This window comes from Flagellimonas oceani (assembly GCF_011068285.1).
GTDB lineage: Bacteria > Bacteroidota > Bacteroidia > Flavobacteriales > Flavobacteriaceae > Flagellimonas > Flagellimonas oceani.
This window is the reverse complement of record NZ_CP049616.1, coordinates 780,549-799,598: the sequence shown is the minus strand read 5'-3', so window position 1 is coordinate 799,598 and position 19,050 is coordinate 780,549. Positions and strand designations below refer to the sequence as shown.

Below are 19,050 nucleotides of genomic sequence, written 5' to 3'. Positions count from 1 at the left end.
ATAAACAATTGAATCAATCTTTCCTTGTTTTCTTTTATATTAAGATTAAAAAGGAGGTGAATTAAATGGTAACAAAAAAATTACCGATTAAATGGATTGCTGAAAATACTATTTTGAAAAATTACCAACAATTTGTGAGGTTTGGTTTAGGAAGTTCCCATTGTAAAGTGTTAGAATCAAAATATGTACAATTAGAAACAGATTGTACATTCCAACCACTTAAATCTTGATTGAATACACTTGAGTCTTGAAACATTCCATACATATCAGTAACATTACTAACATCCCAATCACTTATGTCTTGGTTGAAAACTGAGTTTGAAAACATTGTACTCATATCAGTAACATTACCAACATCCCAATCACCTATGGGTTGGTCAAAACTAGAGAATCCAAACATACCCAACATATTGGTAACATTACTTACATCCCAATTACCTATGGGTTGATTAAAATTGGAATCTCCAAACATTTCTCTCATATCAGTAACATTACCAACATTCCAATTACCTATGGGTTGGTCAAAACTTGATTGATTAAAAATTTCAACCATATTGGTAACACTACTTACATCCCAATCACCTATGGGTTGGTTAAATATGGTTACTTGAAACATCTGACTCATATCATTCACACTACTAACATCCCAAGAACTGATATCTTGGTTAAATCCTGAACCTTTAAACATTTCACTCATATTTGTAACCAATCCAACATTCCAAGAACCTATTTCACCATTAAAAGGAGAATCCTTAAACATTTCACTCATATCAATGACACCACTTACATCCCATGAACTGATATCTTGGTTAAAATTAGAATTTCGAAACATCTGTCTCATATCAACTACTCCACTAACATCCCAATCACCTATGGGTTGATTAAAATTTGAATAATTGAATAAACCTATCATAGTAATTACCCCACTGACATCCCAATCATCTATTGGTTGATTAAAACTTGAAAAACTAAACATACCATTCATATTAGCAACATTACTAACATCCCATGAACTGATATCTTGGTCAAAGTTTGTACCCTGAAACATAAGTGACATATCAGTAACACCACTTACATCCCATAAAGTAATATCTGAATTAATATAACCATTGTATGAAAACATTCCACTCATTTCGATTACGTTACTAACATCCCAGGAACTAATATCTAGATTGTTTGACAAATTCCTTAATAACTCACTCATGTTCGTAACTTTGGTAGTACATACTGGATAATAATCACCGTTTTCAACCATTTCCCTTAAAGATGTTTCATCAACAATAGTATAGGTTACCCCGTTAACATCTCCTGTATCACCAACCTCACCCCAATCATAGGATTTAATAGTCACCCCATTTTCATCCAAATAAATTGGATTTCCTTGGTTAGAATCATTTGGTTCGGGGTTATTAGTTTCTTGATTTTCTGGTTCCGGTTCAGAATCAAACCTTGAAGGATCTTCATTAACCCCATTATTAGAACAACTAAAAACCAAAAGAGTTGACACCAACATTGAAATTCGAATCCAATGATTCATGATTATAACTTTGTCTTTGAACATCATTCAAAATTTTAATAAAAATGGGTAATGTAATAGATTACAATTAAATATACTGTTTCTTGTTAACCTTGTTGGGAACATACTTATAATTTCTCGTAAAAGTACCCCTCCCCCCCTTATTAAAACCCTTAAAGGATGGGTTTTTATATACAGGATGACTTTTTGATAGTAGTGTTGTAAATAATGTCAAGATTAAAAGGGAAGTGAATTAAAATGGGACAAGATTGTTTAATCTGACCAAATCTTTAAGAACTTGATTTTTCTCATATAATAGGACTAACTGATAACCTATCCCATTTTAAATACTAAAAACTAAAGTTGACAACAAAAACTAGATGTATATTCTTACTAATTCTTAGGTTTGATAACAAATCAACCTAATCATGAAAAAACTCTTAACATTAATCTTAATTGGAGGTTCAGTTCTTATTTCTAGTTGTAATGGAAAACGGATTCATATCTCTGAAACCAATCTTGGATTAGACAATACTGGTTTCCCAGTAAATGAAAAGTTTTTTTTAAATGGAGACCCCTTTACAGGTATCATTTTTGACGAAAATGATGAAAACCAAGTTCTTTTTGAAATAAATTTTAAAGAGGGTTTTATGGATGGACCAGTTGTAAAGTATTATGATGATGGTGAGTTGAAGTATAAGGGGAATTACAAACAAGGTGAAAAAGATGGACCATTTGAGGGTTATTATGACAATGGTCAGTTAAAGTTAAGTGGAGGTTATAAACTTGGGGATAGAGATGGATTGTATAAAGGTTATTTTGAAAATGGTACACTAAAGGTTGTATCTAATTATATCGAGGGTAAGTTGGATGGACCTTTTGAAAGTTATTATGAGAATGGTCAATTATTGGAGAAAGGTAATTATAAGATGGGAGAACTGGACGGACCATTTGAAAAGTATCATTATAATGGTAATACAATGGAATCGGGTAATTATAAATTGGGTCAACTAGATGGACAATTCAGAAAGTTCTTTGAAACTGGAAAACTAGAGGAGTTGATTAATTACAAAGATGGTAGAAAGGATGGACCATTTTTTAAATATCACCAAAAAAATGGTCAATTGAGTGAAAGTGGTTCTCACAAAAATGGGAATCGAGAAGGACCATTTGAAAGTTACTATGAAAATGGTCAATTAAAATTGAAAGGAACTTTTTCTAAAGGTGATTTGGTTGGTCCTTATGTAGAGTATTACGAAGGTGGTCAGGTTAAAGGAAGTGGTGTAGTGAATATCCTTCCAAAAACATAATTTCACAATATTTCTAACCAAAAGTCTCTACATATTTTTTTAAGATGTGATTATTCACCCATTTCTCTAGTTTTTCAGATGAACCACCCTGTGGAGATGGACTAACCGATTCAAGAACAAGTTCAATTTCTCTTGACTCACAAATTTGAAATAATTGATTCTTGAATTCTGACCATTCCTTCTCTCTTTTATTGAATTCAAGATTACCATTTTCACCACCAAGAGTATTGATAACCTTCTTTATGGATTTAGAATTGGATAAGGTTTCCAAGACTTTTTCATTATAGTTTCTCTTGATATTGATGGGAATGGATTCATACTTTGTTTTTGTTGTCCATATATCATTATCCCCAAAATTTCCATAAACCTTTTTGTTGAGAAACTGGTCCAAAATCATTTCATCCTCTGATTTGAACACTATACTTTTTATCAAATCAAGAAACATAAATTCTGATTCAACTAACTCCTCAAATCTCCTTTCAAGGTTTTCTCTGAAGTATTTAGGGTTATTGTATTTCAATTTCCCTATGGTTGTCCAAAATCTGTTTCCACTCCCCCTTTTAGGTAATCTACTGTAATAGAAATCAGTTGGGTTTTCGTCCGTTGGGTTATAAGGGTTAAAAGAACCTAAAATCAATGTTCTTGGTTCTTTTGGTTGTTTCGAATCCCAATCAAAGATTTCCGATAAGTGATGAACCACCTTTTCCATTGTCAAATACTTCAATAATTAGTTTGGTAAAATTTAGAACCTCTATCATCCCCTCAACTGATTCAACAATTCAGGTTTGGAGATAAACAATTGAATCAACCTTTCCTTGTTCTCTTTCTTATCAAAGTATTCAAAGAGTTTGGTACTAATATCCAAAGTACCAATGTTCTTTTCATCATATATCTTCCTCAGTTTATCCCGTTTGTTGGAATCGGTATTGTTGGAATTTACCACATACTCAAACTCCGTATCTGAAACCATGTTTTGAATCAGTTTCTTGGAACTTTCCTCCGTCCCTTCTGGTACATTTCCATAGATGTTATTGATATCCTCAATGATTTGTGAGAGTAAATCAAATTCTTCTTCATCCTTACCCCTACCCGTACCATACTTATTCGGGTCAAAAACATTATCCTCGGGATTCAATGAAATATCCGTTTTTCCCTTGATATCCAAGGTCAAGGATTCCAAATCTACAAGGTTGGAAACATCTATCCTTTCCAAACTATCCACAGGGAACTTCTTTCTCAAATACTCAAAGAACACATAATGTTTCTCCAACTCGATATTATCGAATTGGTGTATCATGGATATATACCCATAGAGTTTGCAGTAATTGGAAACCTTGGAACGGGATTCATCCCTATCTTCATCAGAAAGTTCCCTCCACCTCTCAATCACCGTGTTCAAAGTTGGTTGGAGTTGTCCATCATCCCTACGTTTATCCTGATAAAATATGGAACACCAGTCATCCACCTCCTGTTTGGTGAACAATCCATAGTTTCTGATTTCATCCAATAAATCATACACCAAGTTCGGGTCTGTTTCCTCAGAAAGAATAGTAGTCTGATAGAAGTTTTGGAAAGAATCCTGAATGGTATCGATACTATTGACGAAATCGAGTACGAATGTACTTTTCTTACCTCTTGTTTTTCGGTTCAGACGTGAAAGGGTCTGGACACATTGGACACCGTTCAAGGGTTTATCGATGAACATCGAATGGAGAAGGGGTTCATCAAACCCTGTTTGGAACTTGTTACAAACGATTAGAACACGATATACTGGGTTTTTGAACCCCTTCGGTATATCTTTACCATCAAAACCATTTTCACGGTTCAAGTCACCTTCAGTTACCTTTGAACCTTCCAACTGGACATCCCCAGTGAAACTTACCAAAGGTTTTATTCGATTATACAACCCACGTTCTTTAAGTTGTTTGTTCATCTCCACGAAATACTTCACCGTATCATCTATGGAACGGACTACCACCATTCCTTTTCCTCTCCCTTCAATAGATTTAACGGTGGTGGAAAGAAGATTGTCCAAAATGATGGATACCTTTCTCCTAATGGTTTCTTCATTGGAATCCACCCATTTGATAAGTTCCTTCTTCCCCCTACTTTCAGGGAGTTCCACATCTTCACCCTTACCACGAAGTTTGAACCATCGTTTTACTGGTGTGAATGATTTGAGAACATCCATGGTGAACCCTTCCCCAATGGATTGTCTCATGGTATAGGTGTGGAAGGGTATCTTAGAACCATCAGGTTGAGGTGTTCCAAAGATTTCAATCGTCTGGGGTTTCGGGGTTCCCGTGAACCCAAAGAAGGAAATGTGGTTTTGTTTCTGACGGGATTTCATTTCCATTTGGATTTTCCCTACTTCCTCGTTCACCCTATCATCATCCACATCGGGTTCATCTTGATTAAGGTTTACGGAAAGAGTTTTGTTGAGGTTCTTTGTACCCTTACCCCCTTGTGAGGAATGGACTTCATCCACTATTACCCCAAACTTCATTCCTTTCAGTTCCTTGATACGGTTTACCACCACGGAGAATTTCTGAATGGTGGTAATGATGATGTTCTTTCCTGAACCGAGGGATTTTTCAAGTTGTTTTGAATCTTTATCAATCTGTTGTACCACTCCCTGAACCTGTTCCAAACTCTTAACCGTATCCTGAAGTTGTCTATCCAATACCTTTCTATCGGTAATGATGATAATGGAATCGAACATCCTATCCTGACCATCATTCTTGAAAAGGTTTATCAACATAAAGGATAACCAACCGATGGAATAGGATTTACCTGAACCTGTGGTATGTTGGACAAGGTAGTTTGTTCCCACATTATCGAGAACCACTTGTTTTTGAAGTTCACGTATAACATCCAATTGATGGTATCTTGGAAATATGAGAACGGATTTCTTTTTCTCAATGACCTTTTTCTTTTCATCACTCCAAATCAAATCTGATTCTTGGGTAAACAGGACAAAGTTTTCAAGGATATCCAAAAGGGAAGTTGGGGTTAGGATTTCTTCCCACATATAGGATACCCGATACCCATTTGGATTGATTGGATTCTCCAACCCTTTGTTGAACGGTAGGAAGAAAGTATCCTCTCCACTCAATTTAGTGGTCATCATTACCCTGTCATTATCCATACTAAAATGACAGACACACCTTTGGAATTGAAGTAAGGGTTCTCCTTTAGGGTCCCTATCAAATTTATATTGGTAATTGGAATCTTGAACGGTTTGACCCGTTAGTTGGTTTTTGAGTTCAATCGTGAGTATGGGAATCCCATTGATGAAAAGAACCACATCTATGGATTTCTCAGTATGGGGTGAGTAATGGAGTTGACGAACAAATAGAAAACGGTTTTTAAGGTACTTATCCTCCCTATATTTCTTGTTGAGGGAACTACTCGGTTGGAAATAGACCGTTTTAATGTTACCTCCTTGAATCTCATTGAAACCCTTTCTCAGAACATGAATCAACCCTTTGTTTCCAATCTCCTTGTTGAGACGGGAGAGGATTTTGGAATCCGTGTTCCCTCCGTACTTCTTTTGTAGTGTTTTGTAAACATCGGGTTGGGAATCCTTTACGAACTGAATGTATTCCCCACCGATGATACATTTCTCCCTATCGTACCAAGTATCCGTGGAACGGTGGGTTTTTGATTCATATTTCAATCCATCATCTTCCAATGAGGTGAGATAATCCTCTATAAATTCTTCAAACCGTTTTTCTGTTGGGACCCACGTCATACCTATGAAACTTTGATTTTACCCGTTACCACCTCTGAAATGAGGGATTGACGGTATTCTTTGAGTAGTTCTATTCTCTTTTCCTCATTTGAAACAGTAGTATCAATGAGTTGGATTTCATTATCGAGATATTCAACGATTTCCTTTTGTTCTGATAGGGGTGGTAAACTAATTTGAAAATCTTTGATACCCTCAATAGTTAAACCTTCTCTATTACCACCAGTTAAATTATATTTAACCTGACTTTGTCCAACATCACAACTTATTATGTAATTCAAAAAATAGTTCAGAAGTTTTTCTTTAGTCCTTATAATACTGACATGTTGGTTAACATTCATTTCCCCATCAATATTTACAACACAACACCTTCCAATTGAACCACCAGTAATATTTAATAAAACATCGTTCTTAACCACAACAGAACCTTTCATAGAGTCATGGACATCATTTTCAATAAAAGAAACATTATCCAACTTCAAACCATCAAAATGGACATTTTGACTTCTTATAAATGGAATACCTGTCTCAACGTAAATTTCTGACCCACCCCGTGGAGTAGAACCTGAACCAACTTTAGTTGTGTAAAGACCAAGTTTGGTAGTTACCCAATGACTTGGAATCTCACCAATCCATTCCACCCCACTGTCTTTCATTTCCACATTGGGATTCAATCCTTTGGTAACTACTTCATTGATCAAAGAGGTTCGTTGTTCTTTGATTAACTCAATCTTTCGTTGGGTTTTCTCAATCAGGGAATCAATCAGGGAGGTTTTGGTATCGAGGAAGGAGACGATTTGGTTTTGCTGATGTAATGGTGGAATGAATATTGGAGTATCTTTCAATCTATCCTGTCGAAGATTGATTCTTGTAAATCCCCTACCTTCCACGGAAATAAGTTCTTTATGAACCTGTCCCAATAACTGATAATTCAAGAATACAGGGTTTATACTTGAATCTGTAACTCTTAATCCTTTACAAAAACTATTAAGATAAAGTTCGTCCACATCTTCAATTAGAATACAAGGTTTACCCAAATCTTCATGAGTTTCAGAACTCATTAAAAAAAATAAATCAAACTTTCTTACTAAATTCTGATTCTCACCTTCATCGATTACCACATAGTCGAAATGTTCTTTTGAGATATAGGTGTTATTGAAAATGTTAGTATAGGGTATATATGGTTTGTTGTTGGGGTTATTGTCTTGTTTGAAATCATCCCCCGATTTTCCTGATAATCCCCCATACAAATCTCCCGTGAATCTCAATCGTGAAATTTCCCATTCTGATGGGATTTTATCTATCCATTCAACCCCCGAATCCTTATATGAATCGTATCTATCCATTAAAGTTGATTTTCATAGGATTGTTTCACTAAACTAATGGTGTATTCCAAATCATCCTCCTTCTTCAACCATATTCTATAATCTCCACTACCCCAATGTCCCTTCTCACTCAAATCCTCTGTCTTATTTAGTGGGTCTTTCAATTCACCCTTTTTTAGGTTCAAAACAACACCAACACCTTTGTTATAAATTATCAAATCGGTGAACACTCTATTTTGTCTGAACCCTATGGTTTGTTTACCAAATCGAACTTCAATACTATCACCTAATTCAAGGATTCTCTCTTTAACTTTTCGATAAAGTTCTATTACAAATTCGGGTCTATTTTTACTTTTATTCAAATGGTAATCTTCATCGTATCTTACTACTTCCTTTCTCACTTTATCCACAACACCTCCCTTACCAACATCAGGGATAGTAGAATTGATATCCACGTTGGATTCAGTAGATATTTTACTCAAACCAATAGAATCATCTGTATATCGTGTAATCTCCCATAGTTCAAATGGAAGGTTCTTGAAATTCACAGAGTTCTTTTGGTAATCGTTAAAGTTTGGGGAAATGAATATCACTTTAGACTGTGACCAATCTATTTCATCCCTTTTAACACTTTTCCCAAGTGTTTCATTGTATTCAAGAATGAAATCAGATTTATTGTTCAACAAAAGGGAGAGGTATGTATATCCTTGGTCAATTACCGAATAACTTGAACCTTTTTTGTATTCTATGATTACAAAGGAGTTCGTTTCACTATCAAAACAAAGTGTATCAAATCTGAAACTTCCAAAGGACAACTCAGACTTGATAAACTCCAAATCAAATAATGTAGTAAGATTGGACTCTACAATATTTTGAATATCCTTCTCTAACTTAAACGGATTCACTTTAACCCTATTTAATTCTCCAGATTTTGATTTATAGAGTTTCATCAATCCACTATCTCTTTTAGTAATGACTCAGTCTCCTTTTCCAATTCCAATAAATCATTGGTAATCTCTTTCAAACTCCTTAAAGGTTTGTATTTATAGAAATACTTGGTGAAGTTGATTTCATACCCCACCTTATTATTATCCCAATCAATCCATGAATTAGGTAAGTGAGGTTTCACCTCTCTATCAAAATATTCTTGAATATCTTCAGTTAAAGGAACTCGTTCATAATCCCTCAACTTTGTATCAGGTTTGGGGTTTCCACTTCTATCCCTTTTGACTACCCCATTTTCAATTATGGGTTGTTCAATCCTTACCTTAGTGTAACCGAAGAACTCATTGGGATATATCTTGGAGATTTCAGATTCTTCAAAACGGTTATAGAGTTCCACAATGTGAATCTTTTGTTCTTCATCCACAAACTTCCTCTTACTTCCCAAGGATTTCTTCATGGTTTTATAGAGAGAAGAACCATCAATGAGTTGAACCTTTCCTTTTCGGTGAGGTTTCTTTTTGTTGGTGACAATCCAAATGTAGGTTGATATTCCAGTATTAAAGAACAATTGGTCAGGTAGAGAAACAACACCCTCCAACCAATCGTTTTCAATTATCCATCTACGGATTTCAGATTCCCCACTACCACTATCCCCTGTGAACAAAGGAGAACCATTGAACACTACCCCAATTCGTGAACCTTGGGTTTCCATTTTGGAAATCATGTGTTGTAGAAACAACAGGGAACCATCACTACTACGGGGTGTTCCCACAAAGAATCTACTTCCTTCTTCTTGGGAAAGTTTCGATTCGTTTTCAATCTTTTTCTTCTCCGATTTCCAACTTACCCCGAACGGAGGGTTGGTAATCATATAATCAAACTTCCTACCCCTATCACTATATTGGTCATTGGTGAGGGTAGAACCCAATTTGATGTTGTTGGGTTCTTCATCGGTAATCAAGAAATCGGATTTACAGATGGAATAGGTTTGGGGGTTGAGTTCTTGGCCAAAGAGGTTCACATCAACATCGGAACTTATATTTTCCTGTATATAATCCTTCCCTATGGTCAACATACCACCGGTACCACAACACGGGTCATAGATTGAAACAATCTTACCCGGTTGGGAAAGTTTCTCCTTATCAGGTGAAAGAACCAAGGAAACCAACAATCGAACAATATCACGGGGGGTATAGTGTTCCCCACTTGTTTCGTTGGACATCTCAGAGAACTTACGAAGGAGTTCCTCAAAGATTTGTCCCATAGTGTGGTTATCCACCATATTAGGATGAAGGTTCACCTCGGTAAACTTCTCAATGAGGATGTAGAGTTTATCATTGGAATCGAGTTTGTCAATGTGTTTCTGTAACCCAAAGTTTTGGATAATATCCTGAACATTGGTTGAGAAACTACTGAGGTAATCGTAAATGTTCTCAGAGAGTTTGGATGGTTCTTGTTTCAACCGATTCAAATCATATCGAGAGTAATTGGAAAACTTTAGGTTGAGTTTGGAATGGATGATTCGAGAGGTATCCTCAAACTTATCCTTGTATTCCTCATGAATCCTGATGATATCATCCTTCTTTCCTTCAAGGACACAGTCCAATCTTCTCAGAACCACAAAGGGAAGAATGACATCACCGTACTCATGTTGTTTGAACAATCCTCTGAGAACATCATCACAGACGTTCCAAATAAATGAGGAAATTTCGTTATGGTTGGACATATAATTCTGGTTAGGTTTTAAAAATAGTCATTACCTAAAGAATAAAAAACAAGAAACATCATTACTTGATTCTTGGGATAATTTCTCGTAAAAGTACCCCCACCCCCCTTCATTAAAAACCTTAAAGGACCTTTTTATATATCGGAACTGGTTTTTTCCCTATGTGAACTTTTTCAAAAATAAAAATACATGATACTTATAGATGAAGTGTGAATCAACAACACTTCCAAAGAACCAATAAGAAAAGAATTATGGATAAAATAAATGAATATGAAATTGAGGGGTTGATTGGAATCCTTAGAGAAACAGGAATAAAGGGAATACTCAAACACTCCGATCTGATTGTCTGGAATCACATTTTGGAGAGGGGATGGTGTGAGGATAGTTCAAGGGATGGAATGATTAGATACCTACGTGAGAACACCGATATGAGTTATGGGGAAATCACCTCGTTACTGAATAGGTTCAAGGATTGGAAACAACTTCTTCCATCCTACTCGTTGAGGTTGAACCAAAAGTTGGATTCAATCAATAAGAGATACAATTCAATTGTACCGTTCCAATGGATTGGGGAAAGTGATAATCAGAAACTACTTGGTTTTGTAAACGAAGAACGTGGTATCAATGTCTATGATGGTAGTGGAGATTTCTTGGTGAAGGTATGTGAGATAAAAAAGGGAAGTTGGGAAGTAAATTGGAAAAATACAATGAACCTTACAGTACCTCAACAGAGATATATATTGGATGAAATCTCACGTTTGAAAAAGACAAATTGGATTTGATTATGGAGAATCCATTTAAAGAACAGATTGAAGGTCTGGAATTCTATCGATGGATATCGGTGGATGATTGTTCAGAAAAATTGAACGTGAGTAAAAGAACCGTTTTCAAATACCTTAAAGAGGGAAAGATTAGGGGTGTGAAATGGAAAAACCGAAGGTTGGTAGATTCAGTTTCGGTAATCGGTTTCCTGCTGGAGAAAAGGGTGATTGAATACGAACAACTCAAAAGTGAGGAAATGAAGAAGATGGTTAAAAGAAAGTTGATTGAGTAGATTCAATACGAGTTATTAAAACCTCTCATAACACCCAATATGACATCTTTGTTTTCCTCACTTAACTTGGAAAACTCTTTTTTGAATTGTTCAAACTTATCTTCTTGGGTTTTCTTATCAGATTTATATAACCCCCTAATTTTAAGGGTATCGGTAGTAGTTACCGAAATGTATTTTGAAAATTCGGAGAAGGTTTTATGTCCAGAGAGTTTCATTATCGTTTGATAATCCATATTCCCCAAATCAATGGAATTCTTTACAAAACCTCTCCTTCCACCATGGGATGATATTAACTCCCAAAGTGGTTTTTCCTCTGTATCCACCACTTTGGACCCTATCATTTTTGGTTTGGTAATCATTCTATTGAATCCCAAATCCTTTAAGAGATATTTTAGTTGTTTATTGAATTTCTGTTGGGAAATTTTTGGAAAAAGGGTTTGTGTTTTTGATTTCCCACTACTGAACTTTCTGAATATGAATCCCCCAATATCATTAAGGGGAACACTTACCTTTTTGTTTGTTTTTTGTTGAACCCAACTGAATATTTGAGTTTTCGGGTCAAAGTCCATGTTACTCAATTTGAAATGGGGAATATCCCCAATCCTACAACCAATAGAGTTTTGAAATAAGAAAATATACTTTACCAGTTCCCAGTTCGTAACCTTTAGAACTCCACCGAACTCCTTACTCCGTGTTCCTTTCAAAGGTTCTTCAATGATAATAATATGAGGGTTCTTTCGTAATTCTTGTTCCTTCGTTTCATCATAATCCCATTTCTTTGAATTAAAGAGTTTAATAACTTCTTCTGTTCTCAGATAGACCTTTTCATCTTTCTCAATAGTTGATTCCAACTTCAACCGTGGTTTCCTATTGATATATCCCATTTGATGTGAGAAATACAAAAAACCACTTAGATTATCATAGAGTTTGTTGAGGTAGGAATTTGAAATGTTCTTTTGATTCCACATATAATCATTGAACTCACTTTGAAATAAGATGGTTTTTAATACCACATATTCAAATGAGATTTTCCTACCAATGTATTCTTCAAATTCCTTTAAGTGATTTACTAAAGTGGTGATGGTTTTACGATACCCGTAAGAGGTATTTTTCTTTGTATCAATATATTCATCAAAGGATTTCCAAAAGGATTGGATTTGAGGGGTTTTCAGTTCACGGAACTTCTTTCTTTCTTCGAATTCTCTTTTGATAAATTTCGGGTTCGGTTCAAAACCATCTTCGATAGATTCACTAATGATTCTTTGTAAATCATCTAATATTCCGTTGATTATCCTTTGTTTGTCCGTATAATTTGGAGTCCTTGGAGATAACCCTCCTTTCCTAAAATGTTTTTCGGATAAATCAACTCCACTATAAATTGAGGATTCAGAGTATTTCCCATTGGAATTCCTTCCACGAATTCTTATATACAATGGATATTCCCCAATATCATTTTTGGATTTTTTATCTAATTTGAGAGAAGTGGTCATATCTCAAATATAGTGAAATTCAATGTTTTATGGGGAGTAATATGGGGAGTTAAATATCAATAAAAGAAAAAACCCTTGAAAATCAAGGGTTTACAAGTAAAAAAGTCGGGGTGGCAGGATTCGAACCTGCGACCTCCTGCTCCCAAAGCAGGCGCGATAACCGGGCTACGCTACACCCCGTGATACAGCATAAAGCTGATATATTTTAAACTCAAACTCCAAAAAATTCGCTACTCTTGGTAGCCCGCTCGGGCGGAGTTTATACCGAGCGAAGTCGAGGTGATACACCCCGAAATATATTGGAAAAAGCGGAGAGACTGGGACTCGAACCCAGGCAGCACTTACGCGCTGACAGATTAGCAATCTGCTCCGTTACCACTCCGGCACCTCTCCTTTGTTTTTTTATGAACGTGCATTCTGAAAATGCGGATGCAAATGTACCTTTTCAGATGTAAGATCGCAACTATTTTTTCACTTTTTTCTTGGAACTTTTACAACCGTCCTGCTATTCAGGATATTCCACCCTTAAATGATAGATGTTGGTAAGCTTCTGCTTAAGCACTTTCTTAACCATTTCTATCTCCTTTAAGGTAATATTGGCATTTAAGTACTGGTTGGCCTGCATCTGCCCTTTCACTATTTTCTCCACAAACTCATCAATAATGGTAAAAGTAGGATTTTTCAAACTCTTGGATGCGGCCTCAACGGCATCGGACATCATCAAAATAGCAGTTTCCTTGGAAAAAGGAATGGGCCCAGGGTATTTGAAATCCTCCATATCCACCTCTTGATCTAACTCTTGCTGCTTTTTGTAAAAGTAATACACCAAGGTGGTTCCATGGTGGGTTCTAATAAAATCGATTACACGGTCCGGCAGATTGTTTTTTCTGGCAATCTCGATTCCATTGATCACATGATCAATAATAATCTTGGCGCTTTCTTTGGGCGGAAGGTCATCGTGCGGGTTAACATTTGTAATTTGATTCTCGGTAAAGTATGCGGGACGCTCCATTTTACCAACATCATGATATAGCGCCCCTACCCTCACCAACATGGCATTGGCGCCAATCTCGTTGGCTGCCGCTTCGGCAAGGTTGGCTACTTGCAGGGAATGATGAAATGTTCCGGGCGCCTTGTCCGAAAGTTCTTTGAGCAATTTGGAATTGGTATCGGAAAGCTCCAACAAGGACACATCGGATACAAGCCCGAAGAGTTTCTCGAACATATAGATCAGTGGCTGTGCAAAAAGCGTCAACAACCCATTTAGGACAAACACACCGAACAATATCCATTCAATGTTTTCCAAATTACCTTCGTGAATGGCGTGGAAGGCAAAATATCCAATAATATATATTAGGGTAATCTGGCCTACCGAAATAAACAGATTTGCCCTCTTATATAGCTCAGAAGCCGTTAATATGGTTACTATACCGGCAATGATTTGCAGAAAGATATATTCAAAACTATTGGCAACCACAAAGCCTAGGATCAACACCGTGAGTACATGTACAAAAAGCCCCAATCTGGCATCGAAAAAGTTTTTCAAGATCAAGGGTAGAATGCACAATGGCACCATGTAGATAAAATCCTCATAGTGCTTCACCATCAACGTGGTGGCAATTACCATCAACAAAATATTGAAGAAAATAAAGGTCACCTTGTTGTTGTTCTGAAAAATATCGTTCCTGTACTTTTTCAAAAACAAAAACAGCATTATTAGCCCCAACGCCACCAAAATGGTATATCCCAATAAAATGAAATAGTAATTACTGCCCATCCAAAGTTCGGACTCGTATTCATCTTTAAGGGAATTGAGTATTTTAAAATCTTCATTCTCCACAATTTCACCCTTGGCAATGATCAACTGCCCTTGATCTACCTCGCCCCTAGTGTACGAAATCTTCGAGAGCTCATCACTCAGGGCACTTTCCGTAAGGGTCTCATCGTAAAAAAGATTGGCCTTTAGACTGTTTTTGATAAGGGACTGAAGACGTTCCGCCCCATCAATCCCTATCTCGGAAAAAATTTCGGACACCCTCTTTTTGGCTTGCTCAAGACTTAGGTAATCACTCGGGGAAATAGGCTGAGCTTCGTTGCTCTTCACCACGACCGTGGATTTTGATTGTGGCAGATTTTGGAAGATTCCATGCACATATACATCATCAATGGTTTCTTCGGAAGCATTTCTTAGTGCCCGTTGTTGCGATGACGAAAAGTTCCCCGATCGGACAATCGCATTAATCCCTTCCCGAACCTCTTTCTTTACATCGGAGATCAAAGAGGTGTTATAGGTGTAATAATCCGTTTTATTGGCCCTAATGGAAGATTGCTCTTCCTGTATTTCCTCTTGGGTCTTTTGTATGGAAAAATCTATGGGAGCATACAAGTTTTCGTACTGCCAGGGCTTACCTTTTTGAAACTCATACTTGAACTTGCCCCCTTTTGGGAAGAAAAAAACAATGAGTGCTACCGATACCACATACAGGAAATACTTGTAGACCAGTGATTGGTGTTTATATACATTATCCAAAGTTTTTCCCATTCCGTAAAACTGTTAGCTTCAAAAATAGAAAATTAATATATAAGAAGTGAGTTGACCGAGCTCCTTATCGGTTTGCATTTAAATTTAGTATTTTCGCAGGAGTAAAAATGCACATATGAAAAAAGTAGTAATCGTTTCCGCCGCAAGAACCCCGATAGGAAGTTTTATGGGAGCTTTATCATCCGTTCCAGCACCCAAATTAGGTGCCGTTGCCATAAAGGGAGCATTGGATAAAATAGGGCTTAAGCCAGAACTTGTGGAAGAAGTTTTAATGGGCAATGTGGTACAGGCAGGTACCGGGCAAGCACCGGCCCGGCAGGCCGCAATTTTTGCCGGAATTCCCAATACCGTACCCTGCACTACGGTGAACAAAGTATGTTCTTCCGGAATGAAAACGATTATGCAAGGAGCGCAATCCATCGCTTTGGGCGAAAATTCGATTGTTGTTGCCGGAGGTATGGAAAACATGAGCCTTATCCCCCATTACGCTTATATGAGAAGCGGAACCAAGTTCGGTCCCGCAACTTTGGTGGATGGTATGCAGAAAGACGGTCTTGTGGATGCGTATGATCAAAATGCCATGGGAGTTTGTGCCGACGCCTGCGCCACCGAATATAAATTCAGCAGAGAAGACCAAGATGCCTATGCCATTCAGTCGTACAAAAGATCTGCTGAAGCTTGGAAAAGCGGAAAATTTGATAACGAAGTAGTTCCCGTGGAGGTACCTCAGCGAAGAGGAGAACCCATTGTGGTAAGCGAGGACGAAGAGTATAAAAATGTAAAGTTGGAAAAGGTAGCGTCCTTACGGCCCGCATTTTCCAAGGATGGTACGGTGACCGCGGCCAACGCCTCAACCATTAACGATGGTGCAGCTGCAGTTGTGCTGATGAGCGAGGAGAAAGCCAAAGAACTTGGTTTAACGCCACTGGCGACCATTAAAGGGTATGCCGATGCCGCACATGAGCCAGAATGGTTCACCACCGCCCCGGCCAAAGCACTTCCAAAAGCATTGGACCGTGCAGGGGTATCCATCGAGGATATCGATTATTTTGAGTTCAACGAGGCATTTTCCGTAGTAGGTTTGGCCAACATGAAGATTCTTGGGCTTACCGATTCCAACGTAAATGTTAATGGTGGCGCTGTTTCCCTGGGACACCCATTGGGCTGTTCTGGAGCAAGAATCACCATCACTTTATTGAATATATTGGAGCAGAACAATGCCAAATTGGGAGCTGCGGCCATTTGCAATGGTGGTGGCGGAGCATCATCCATTGTTTTGGAAAGAAATTAGTGATTCAATCTGTACAGTAAATGCAATATGGAATTTGTCCTCTAAGTATTGTTCCCATCAGAACAAATCCGGACGATTGTGCCGAAATGTCTTCCCAACTACTTTACGGGGAACATTTTAAAGTTTTGGAGAGCAGGAAGAAATGGAGCAGGATAAGATCAGCTTATGACAGTTTTGAAGGTTGGATTCTCAACAATCAACTGAGGTTTATCAACGAGGACATCTATGACGAGATTGAGGCCCTAAAGCCACGAAAAATTTCGTCTGACATCATTTCGCACATCTGTACCAGCGATGGCATGTTATTGCCCATTCTCTTGGGTTCCATGATAAATTCTTCCGTCCTGCTCAACCATACCTTTGAAGGTAATGTTCACACGGACAAAAATCCAAAAGAGAGTTTGGTCGACATTGCAATTATGTACTTAAAGGCGCCCTATTTGGCCGGAGGGAAAACACCTTTCGGCATTGACTGTTCGGGTTTTACACAGATGGTATACAAAATCAATGGACATTCACTGGAACGAACGGCGGCCGGTCAGTCCAAGCAAGGAGAAGCCTTGAGTTTTATTGAAGAAAGCGAGCCTGGCGATCTGGCGTTTTTTGATGATAACGAAGGTGTGATAGACCATGTCGGCATTATTCTTAAAGATAATTATATCATCCATGTAAACGGCCACGTCCGCATTGATAGAATAGACCATACGGGTATATTCAACTCCGAAGAAAAACTGTACACCCACCAATTGCGGGTCATCAAAAAAGTGATATAAAAAAAGCCCCGAATTATCGGGGCACATTTTTTATAGGAAGTCAATACGTGATGATTACTCTCCCAAAAGCTTTTTGATTCTCATGAAGTTTTCATTGTCACCCAAAGCTCCATAAATGTTTTTCAACTGGGTCAAGATACTTTCGTTATCCGGGTTTGACTGCAATGCATCTTCCAAAACAGCAGCTCCTTCTTTGAACAAGCTATCCTTTTTCTCCTTTAGCTCATCGTACTTGGCGATATCGGCTTTGGAGGTTCCCAATGCGTTCATCTCATCAATAAGACCGTTACCTTCGTTCACATAGGTAGTGGAAAGGTTCAATAGTGCATTGATGTAACCTGGGTCAATGGCCAATGCTTTTTTGTAGGCGTCCCTTGCATCCTGCAAGTTTCCTTGCTCCATATTGATTACACCAATATTATATAGCAAATCGGCGTTGTCAGGGGCCATGGCAGATGCCTGTCCCATCAATTCCTTGAACTTGTCCTTTTCCCCAATAGCGTAGTAAAGGTTGGCTTCGCCCAATACTAAGTTTACATCTTCTGGATTTTCAGCTCTTGCATCCGCGTAAGCTTCAATTGCCTTTTCATTTTCACCCATTTGCTGATAAATCAACGCAATGTTCTTAACGATCTCCGGCTTTTTGGATGGGCTTACCTCTTCTTTAGGGTCTTTGTGGGTACCAGCTTTTACATACAGGTCGCGGGTCGCCTTGTCCATGCTTTCGGTTTCACCGGACTCAACGTTTACCGCAGTATATGTTGTAGATTCTCCATTGTATCCCAAGTCCTTAAGTTCCTTGTAGTATTTCAAAGCCTCTTCATAATCCTGCCCGTTTACGGCGCTGCTGGCCGCATAGTAAAGATATACGGTATCTTTTGGGCTTAATTTGTATCCCATGTACAATTTTTCAGCTGCCTCACCGAACTTTTTGTTATTGTTGTCCTCAACGGCAGAGTTCACCAAATCAGCCGTCATTTGGCTCATTTTTTCTTGTGCCACAGAAGTGTACTTGGATTTTCCGTCAGCTTCCTCTATCTCGATTACTTTATTGTAGGCATCTACGGCTTCTTGAAATGCGGAAACTTCACCTTTTTTGGCGATTTCATAGTTTGCATTTCCCAAAAGGGCATAATACTCGGCCTGGTCTTTCTCCTTGGCCGAACCGATTGTGGAAGATGCACTTACCAGAGCAGCTTTTGCAGCTGCAGCATCACCATCCTTAAGAGCCTTTTCTGCCGTCTTCATCTCATCCTTCTGGGCAAATCCCATTGCGGATACCCCTACGGCCAATAGCATTAATATTCTTGTTCTCATGTTTAAAATT

14 protein-coding genes and 2 tRNA genes are annotated in these 19,050 nt (G+C 37.8%); 5 read left to right on the top strand and 11 right to left on the bottom strand.

Annotated features, from left to right (window positions below):
* Positions 1-121: 121 nt before the first annotated feature.
* Positions 122-1,537, bottom strand: a complete 1,416-nt coding sequence (locus GVT53_RS03740; RefSeq protein WP_166247484.1) for a BspA family leucine-rich repeat surface protein — start codon at positions 1,535-1,537, stop codon at positions 122-124.
* 407 nt (positions 1,538-1,944) lie between these two features.
* Between GVT53_RS03740 and GVT53_RS03735 the strand changes: the two genes are divergently transcribed.
* Positions 1,945-2,826, top strand: a complete 882-nt coding sequence (locus GVT53_RS03735; protein ID WP_166247483.1) for a toxin-antitoxin system YwqK family antitoxin — start codon at positions 1,945-1,947, stop codon at positions 2,824-2,826.
* Between the two features lie 13 nt (positions 2,827-2,839).
* Here GVT53_RS03735 and GVT53_RS03730 read toward each other — a convergent pair whose 3' ends face one another.
* The 5 genes from GVT53_RS03730 to GVT53_RS03710 are packed head-to-tail and all read right to left on the bottom strand — an operon-like array spanning position 2,840 to position 10,573.
* Positions 2,840-3,535: a hypothetical protein gene (locus tag GVT53_RS03730; protein WP_166247482.1), complete on the bottom strand. Its 696-nt coding sequence runs from the start codon at positions 3,533-3,535 to the stop codon at positions 2,840-2,842.
* A 45-nt stretch (positions 3,536-3,580) separates the two neighbouring features.
* Positions 3,581-6,580 carry a type I restriction endonuclease subunit R gene (locus GVT53_RS03725; protein ID WP_166247481.1) on the bottom strand — a complete coding sequence of 1,000 codons (3,000 nt, stop codon included), beginning with the start codon at positions 6,578-6,580 and terminating at the stop codon, positions 3,581-3,583.
* A gap of 2 nt (positions 6,581-6,582) precedes the next feature.
* The gene (locus tag GVT53_RS03720; protein ID WP_166247480.1) at positions 6,583-7,923 is read right to left on the bottom strand and encodes a restriction endonuclease subunit S; all 1,341 of its coding nucleotides are present in this window, start codon (positions 7,921-7,923) and stop codon (positions 6,583-6,585) included.
* The gene (locus tag GVT53_RS03715) at positions 7,923-8,852 is read right to left on the bottom strand and encodes a DUF5655 domain-containing protein (protein ID WP_166247479.1); all 930 of its coding nucleotides are present in this window, start codon (positions 8,850-8,852) and stop codon (positions 7,923-7,925) included. The genes GVT53_RS03720 and GVT53_RS03715 overlap by 1 nt, the downstream gene beginning before the upstream one ends.
* Positions 8,852-10,573 (bottom strand): type I restriction-modification system subunit M, encoded by a 1,722-nt coding sequence (locus GVT53_RS03710; protein ID WP_166247478.1) that lies wholly within the window; start codon positions 10,571-10,573, stop codon positions 8,852-8,854. Before GVT53_RS03710 ends, GVT53_RS03715 begins: the two co-directional genes overlap by 1 nt.
* A 251-nt stretch (positions 10,574-10,824) precedes the next feature.
* On the opposite strand from GVT53_RS03710, the gene GVT53_RS03705 reads away from it, so the two are divergent.
* Both GVT53_RS03705 and GVT53_RS03700 read left to right on the top strand, forming a co-directional pair.
* Positions 10,825-11,355: a hypothetical protein gene (locus tag GVT53_RS03705; protein ID WP_166247477.1), complete on the top strand. Its 531-nt coding sequence runs from the start codon at positions 10,825-10,827 to the stop codon at positions 11,353-11,355.
* Between the two features lie 2 nt (positions 11,356-11,357).
* Positions 11,358-11,627, top strand: a complete 270-nt coding sequence (locus GVT53_RS03700; RefSeq protein ID WP_166247476.1) for a MerR family transcriptional regulator — start codon at positions 11,358-11,360, stop codon at positions 11,625-11,627.
* Between the two features lie 2 nt (positions 11,628-11,629).
* Here GVT53_RS03700 and GVT53_RS03695 read toward each other — a convergent pair whose 3' ends face one another.
* The 4 genes from GVT53_RS03695 to GVT53_RS03680 all read right to left on the bottom strand — a co-directional run bounded on the left by GVT53_RS03695 (position 11,630) and on the right by GVT53_RS03680 (position 15,659).
* Positions 11,630-13,117 carry a tyrosine-type recombinase/integrase gene (locus GVT53_RS03695; protein ID WP_166247475.1) on the bottom strand — a complete coding sequence of 496 codons (1,488 nt, stop codon included), beginning with the start codon at positions 13,115-13,117 and terminating at the stop codon, positions 11,630-11,632.
* A gap of 105 nt (positions 13,118-13,222) precedes the next feature.
* Positions 13,223-13,297: transfer RNA gene (locus tag GVT53_RS03690), tRNA-Pro, on the bottom strand.
* Positions 13,298-13,426: 129 nt separating this feature from the next.
* Positions 13,427-13,510: transfer RNA gene (locus GVT53_RS03685), tRNA-Ser, on the bottom strand.
* Between the two features lie 112 nt (positions 13,511-13,622).
* Positions 13,623-15,659, bottom strand: a complete 2,037-nt coding sequence (locus GVT53_RS03680; RefSeq protein WP_166247474.1) for an HD family phosphohydrolase — start codon at positions 15,657-15,659, stop codon at positions 13,623-13,625.
* Positions 15,660-15,774: 115 nt separating this feature from the next.
* Between GVT53_RS03680 and GVT53_RS03675 the strand changes: the two genes are divergently transcribed.
* The gene (locus tag GVT53_RS03675) at positions 15,775-16,950 is read left to right on the top strand and encodes an acetyl-CoA C-acyltransferase (RefSeq protein WP_166247473.1); all 1,176 of its coding nucleotides are present in this window, start codon (positions 15,775-15,777) and stop codon (positions 16,948-16,950) included.
* Positions 16,951-16,970: 20 nt separating this feature from the next.
* Complete coding sequence (locus GVT53_RS03670; protein WP_166247472.1) at positions 16,971-17,723, top strand: C40 family peptidase; 753 nt, start codon at positions 16,971-16,973, stop codon at positions 17,721-17,723.
* A gap of 54 nt (positions 17,724-17,777) precedes the next feature.
* Here the strand turns inward: GVT53_RS03670 and GVT53_RS03665 are convergent, their stop codons facing one another.
* Positions 17,778-19,040, bottom strand: coding sequence for a tetratricopeptide repeat protein (locus GVT53_RS03665; protein ID WP_166247471.1), 1,263 nt, complete (start codon positions 19,038-19,040; stop codon positions 17,778-17,780).
* Positions 19,041-19,050 lie beyond the last annotated feature (10 nt).

Excerpts from the sequence above, each read along its gene's own strand:
- GVT53_RS03740 (WP_166247484.1), bottom strand. The coding sequence starts at position 1,537 with ATGAATCATTGGATTCGAATTTCAATGTTGGTGTCAACTCTTTTGGTT.
- GVT53_RS03735 (WP_166247483.1), top strand. The coding sequence starts at position 1,945 with ATGAAAAAACTCTTAACATTAATCTTAATTGGAGGTTCAGTTCTTATT.
- GVT53_RS03730 (WP_166247482.1), bottom strand. The coding sequence starts at position 3,535 with ATGGAAAAGGTGGTTCATCACTTATCGGAAATCTTTGATTGGGATTCG.
- GVT53_RS03725 (WP_166247481.1), bottom strand. The coding sequence starts at position 6,580 with ATGACGTGGGTCCCAACAGAAAAACGGTTTGAAGAATTTATAGAGGAT.
- GVT53_RS03720 (WP_166247480.1), bottom strand. The coding sequence starts at position 7,923 with ATGGATAGATACGATTCATATAAGGATTCGGGGGTTGAATGGATAGAT.
- GVT53_RS03715 (WP_166247479.1), bottom strand. The coding sequence starts at position 8,852 with ATGAAACTCTATAAATCAAAATCTGGAGAATTAAATAGGGTTAAAGTG.
- GVT53_RS03710 (WP_166247478.1), bottom strand. The coding sequence starts at position 10,573 with ATGTCCAACCATAACGAAATTTCCTCATTTATTTGGAACGTCTGTGAT.
- GVT53_RS03705 (WP_166247477.1), top strand. The coding sequence starts at position 10,825 with ATGGATAAAATAAATGAATATGAAATTGAGGGGTTGATTGGAATCCTT.
- GVT53_RS03700 (WP_166247476.1), top strand. The coding sequence starts at position 11,358 with ATGGAGAATCCATTTAAAGAACAGATTGAAGGTCTGGAATTCTATCGA.
- GVT53_RS03695 (WP_166247475.1), bottom strand. The coding sequence starts at position 13,117 with ATGACCACTTCTCTCAAATTAGATAAAAAATCCAAAAATGATATTGGG.
- GVT53_RS03680 (WP_166247474.1), bottom strand. The coding sequence starts at position 15,659 with ATGGGAAAAACTTTGGATAATGTATATAAACACCAATCACTGGTCTAC.
- GVT53_RS03675 (WP_166247473.1), top strand. The coding sequence starts at position 15,775 with ATGAAAAAAGTAGTAATCGTTTCCGCCGCAAGAACCCCGATAGGAAGT.
- GVT53_RS03670 (WP_166247472.1), top strand. The coding sequence starts at position 16,971 with ATGCAATATGGAATTTGTCCTCTAAGTATTGTTCCCATCAGAACAAAT.
- GVT53_RS03665 (WP_166247471.1), bottom strand. The coding sequence starts at position 19,040 with ATGAGAACAAGAATATTAATGCTATTGGCCGTAGGGGTATCCGCAATG.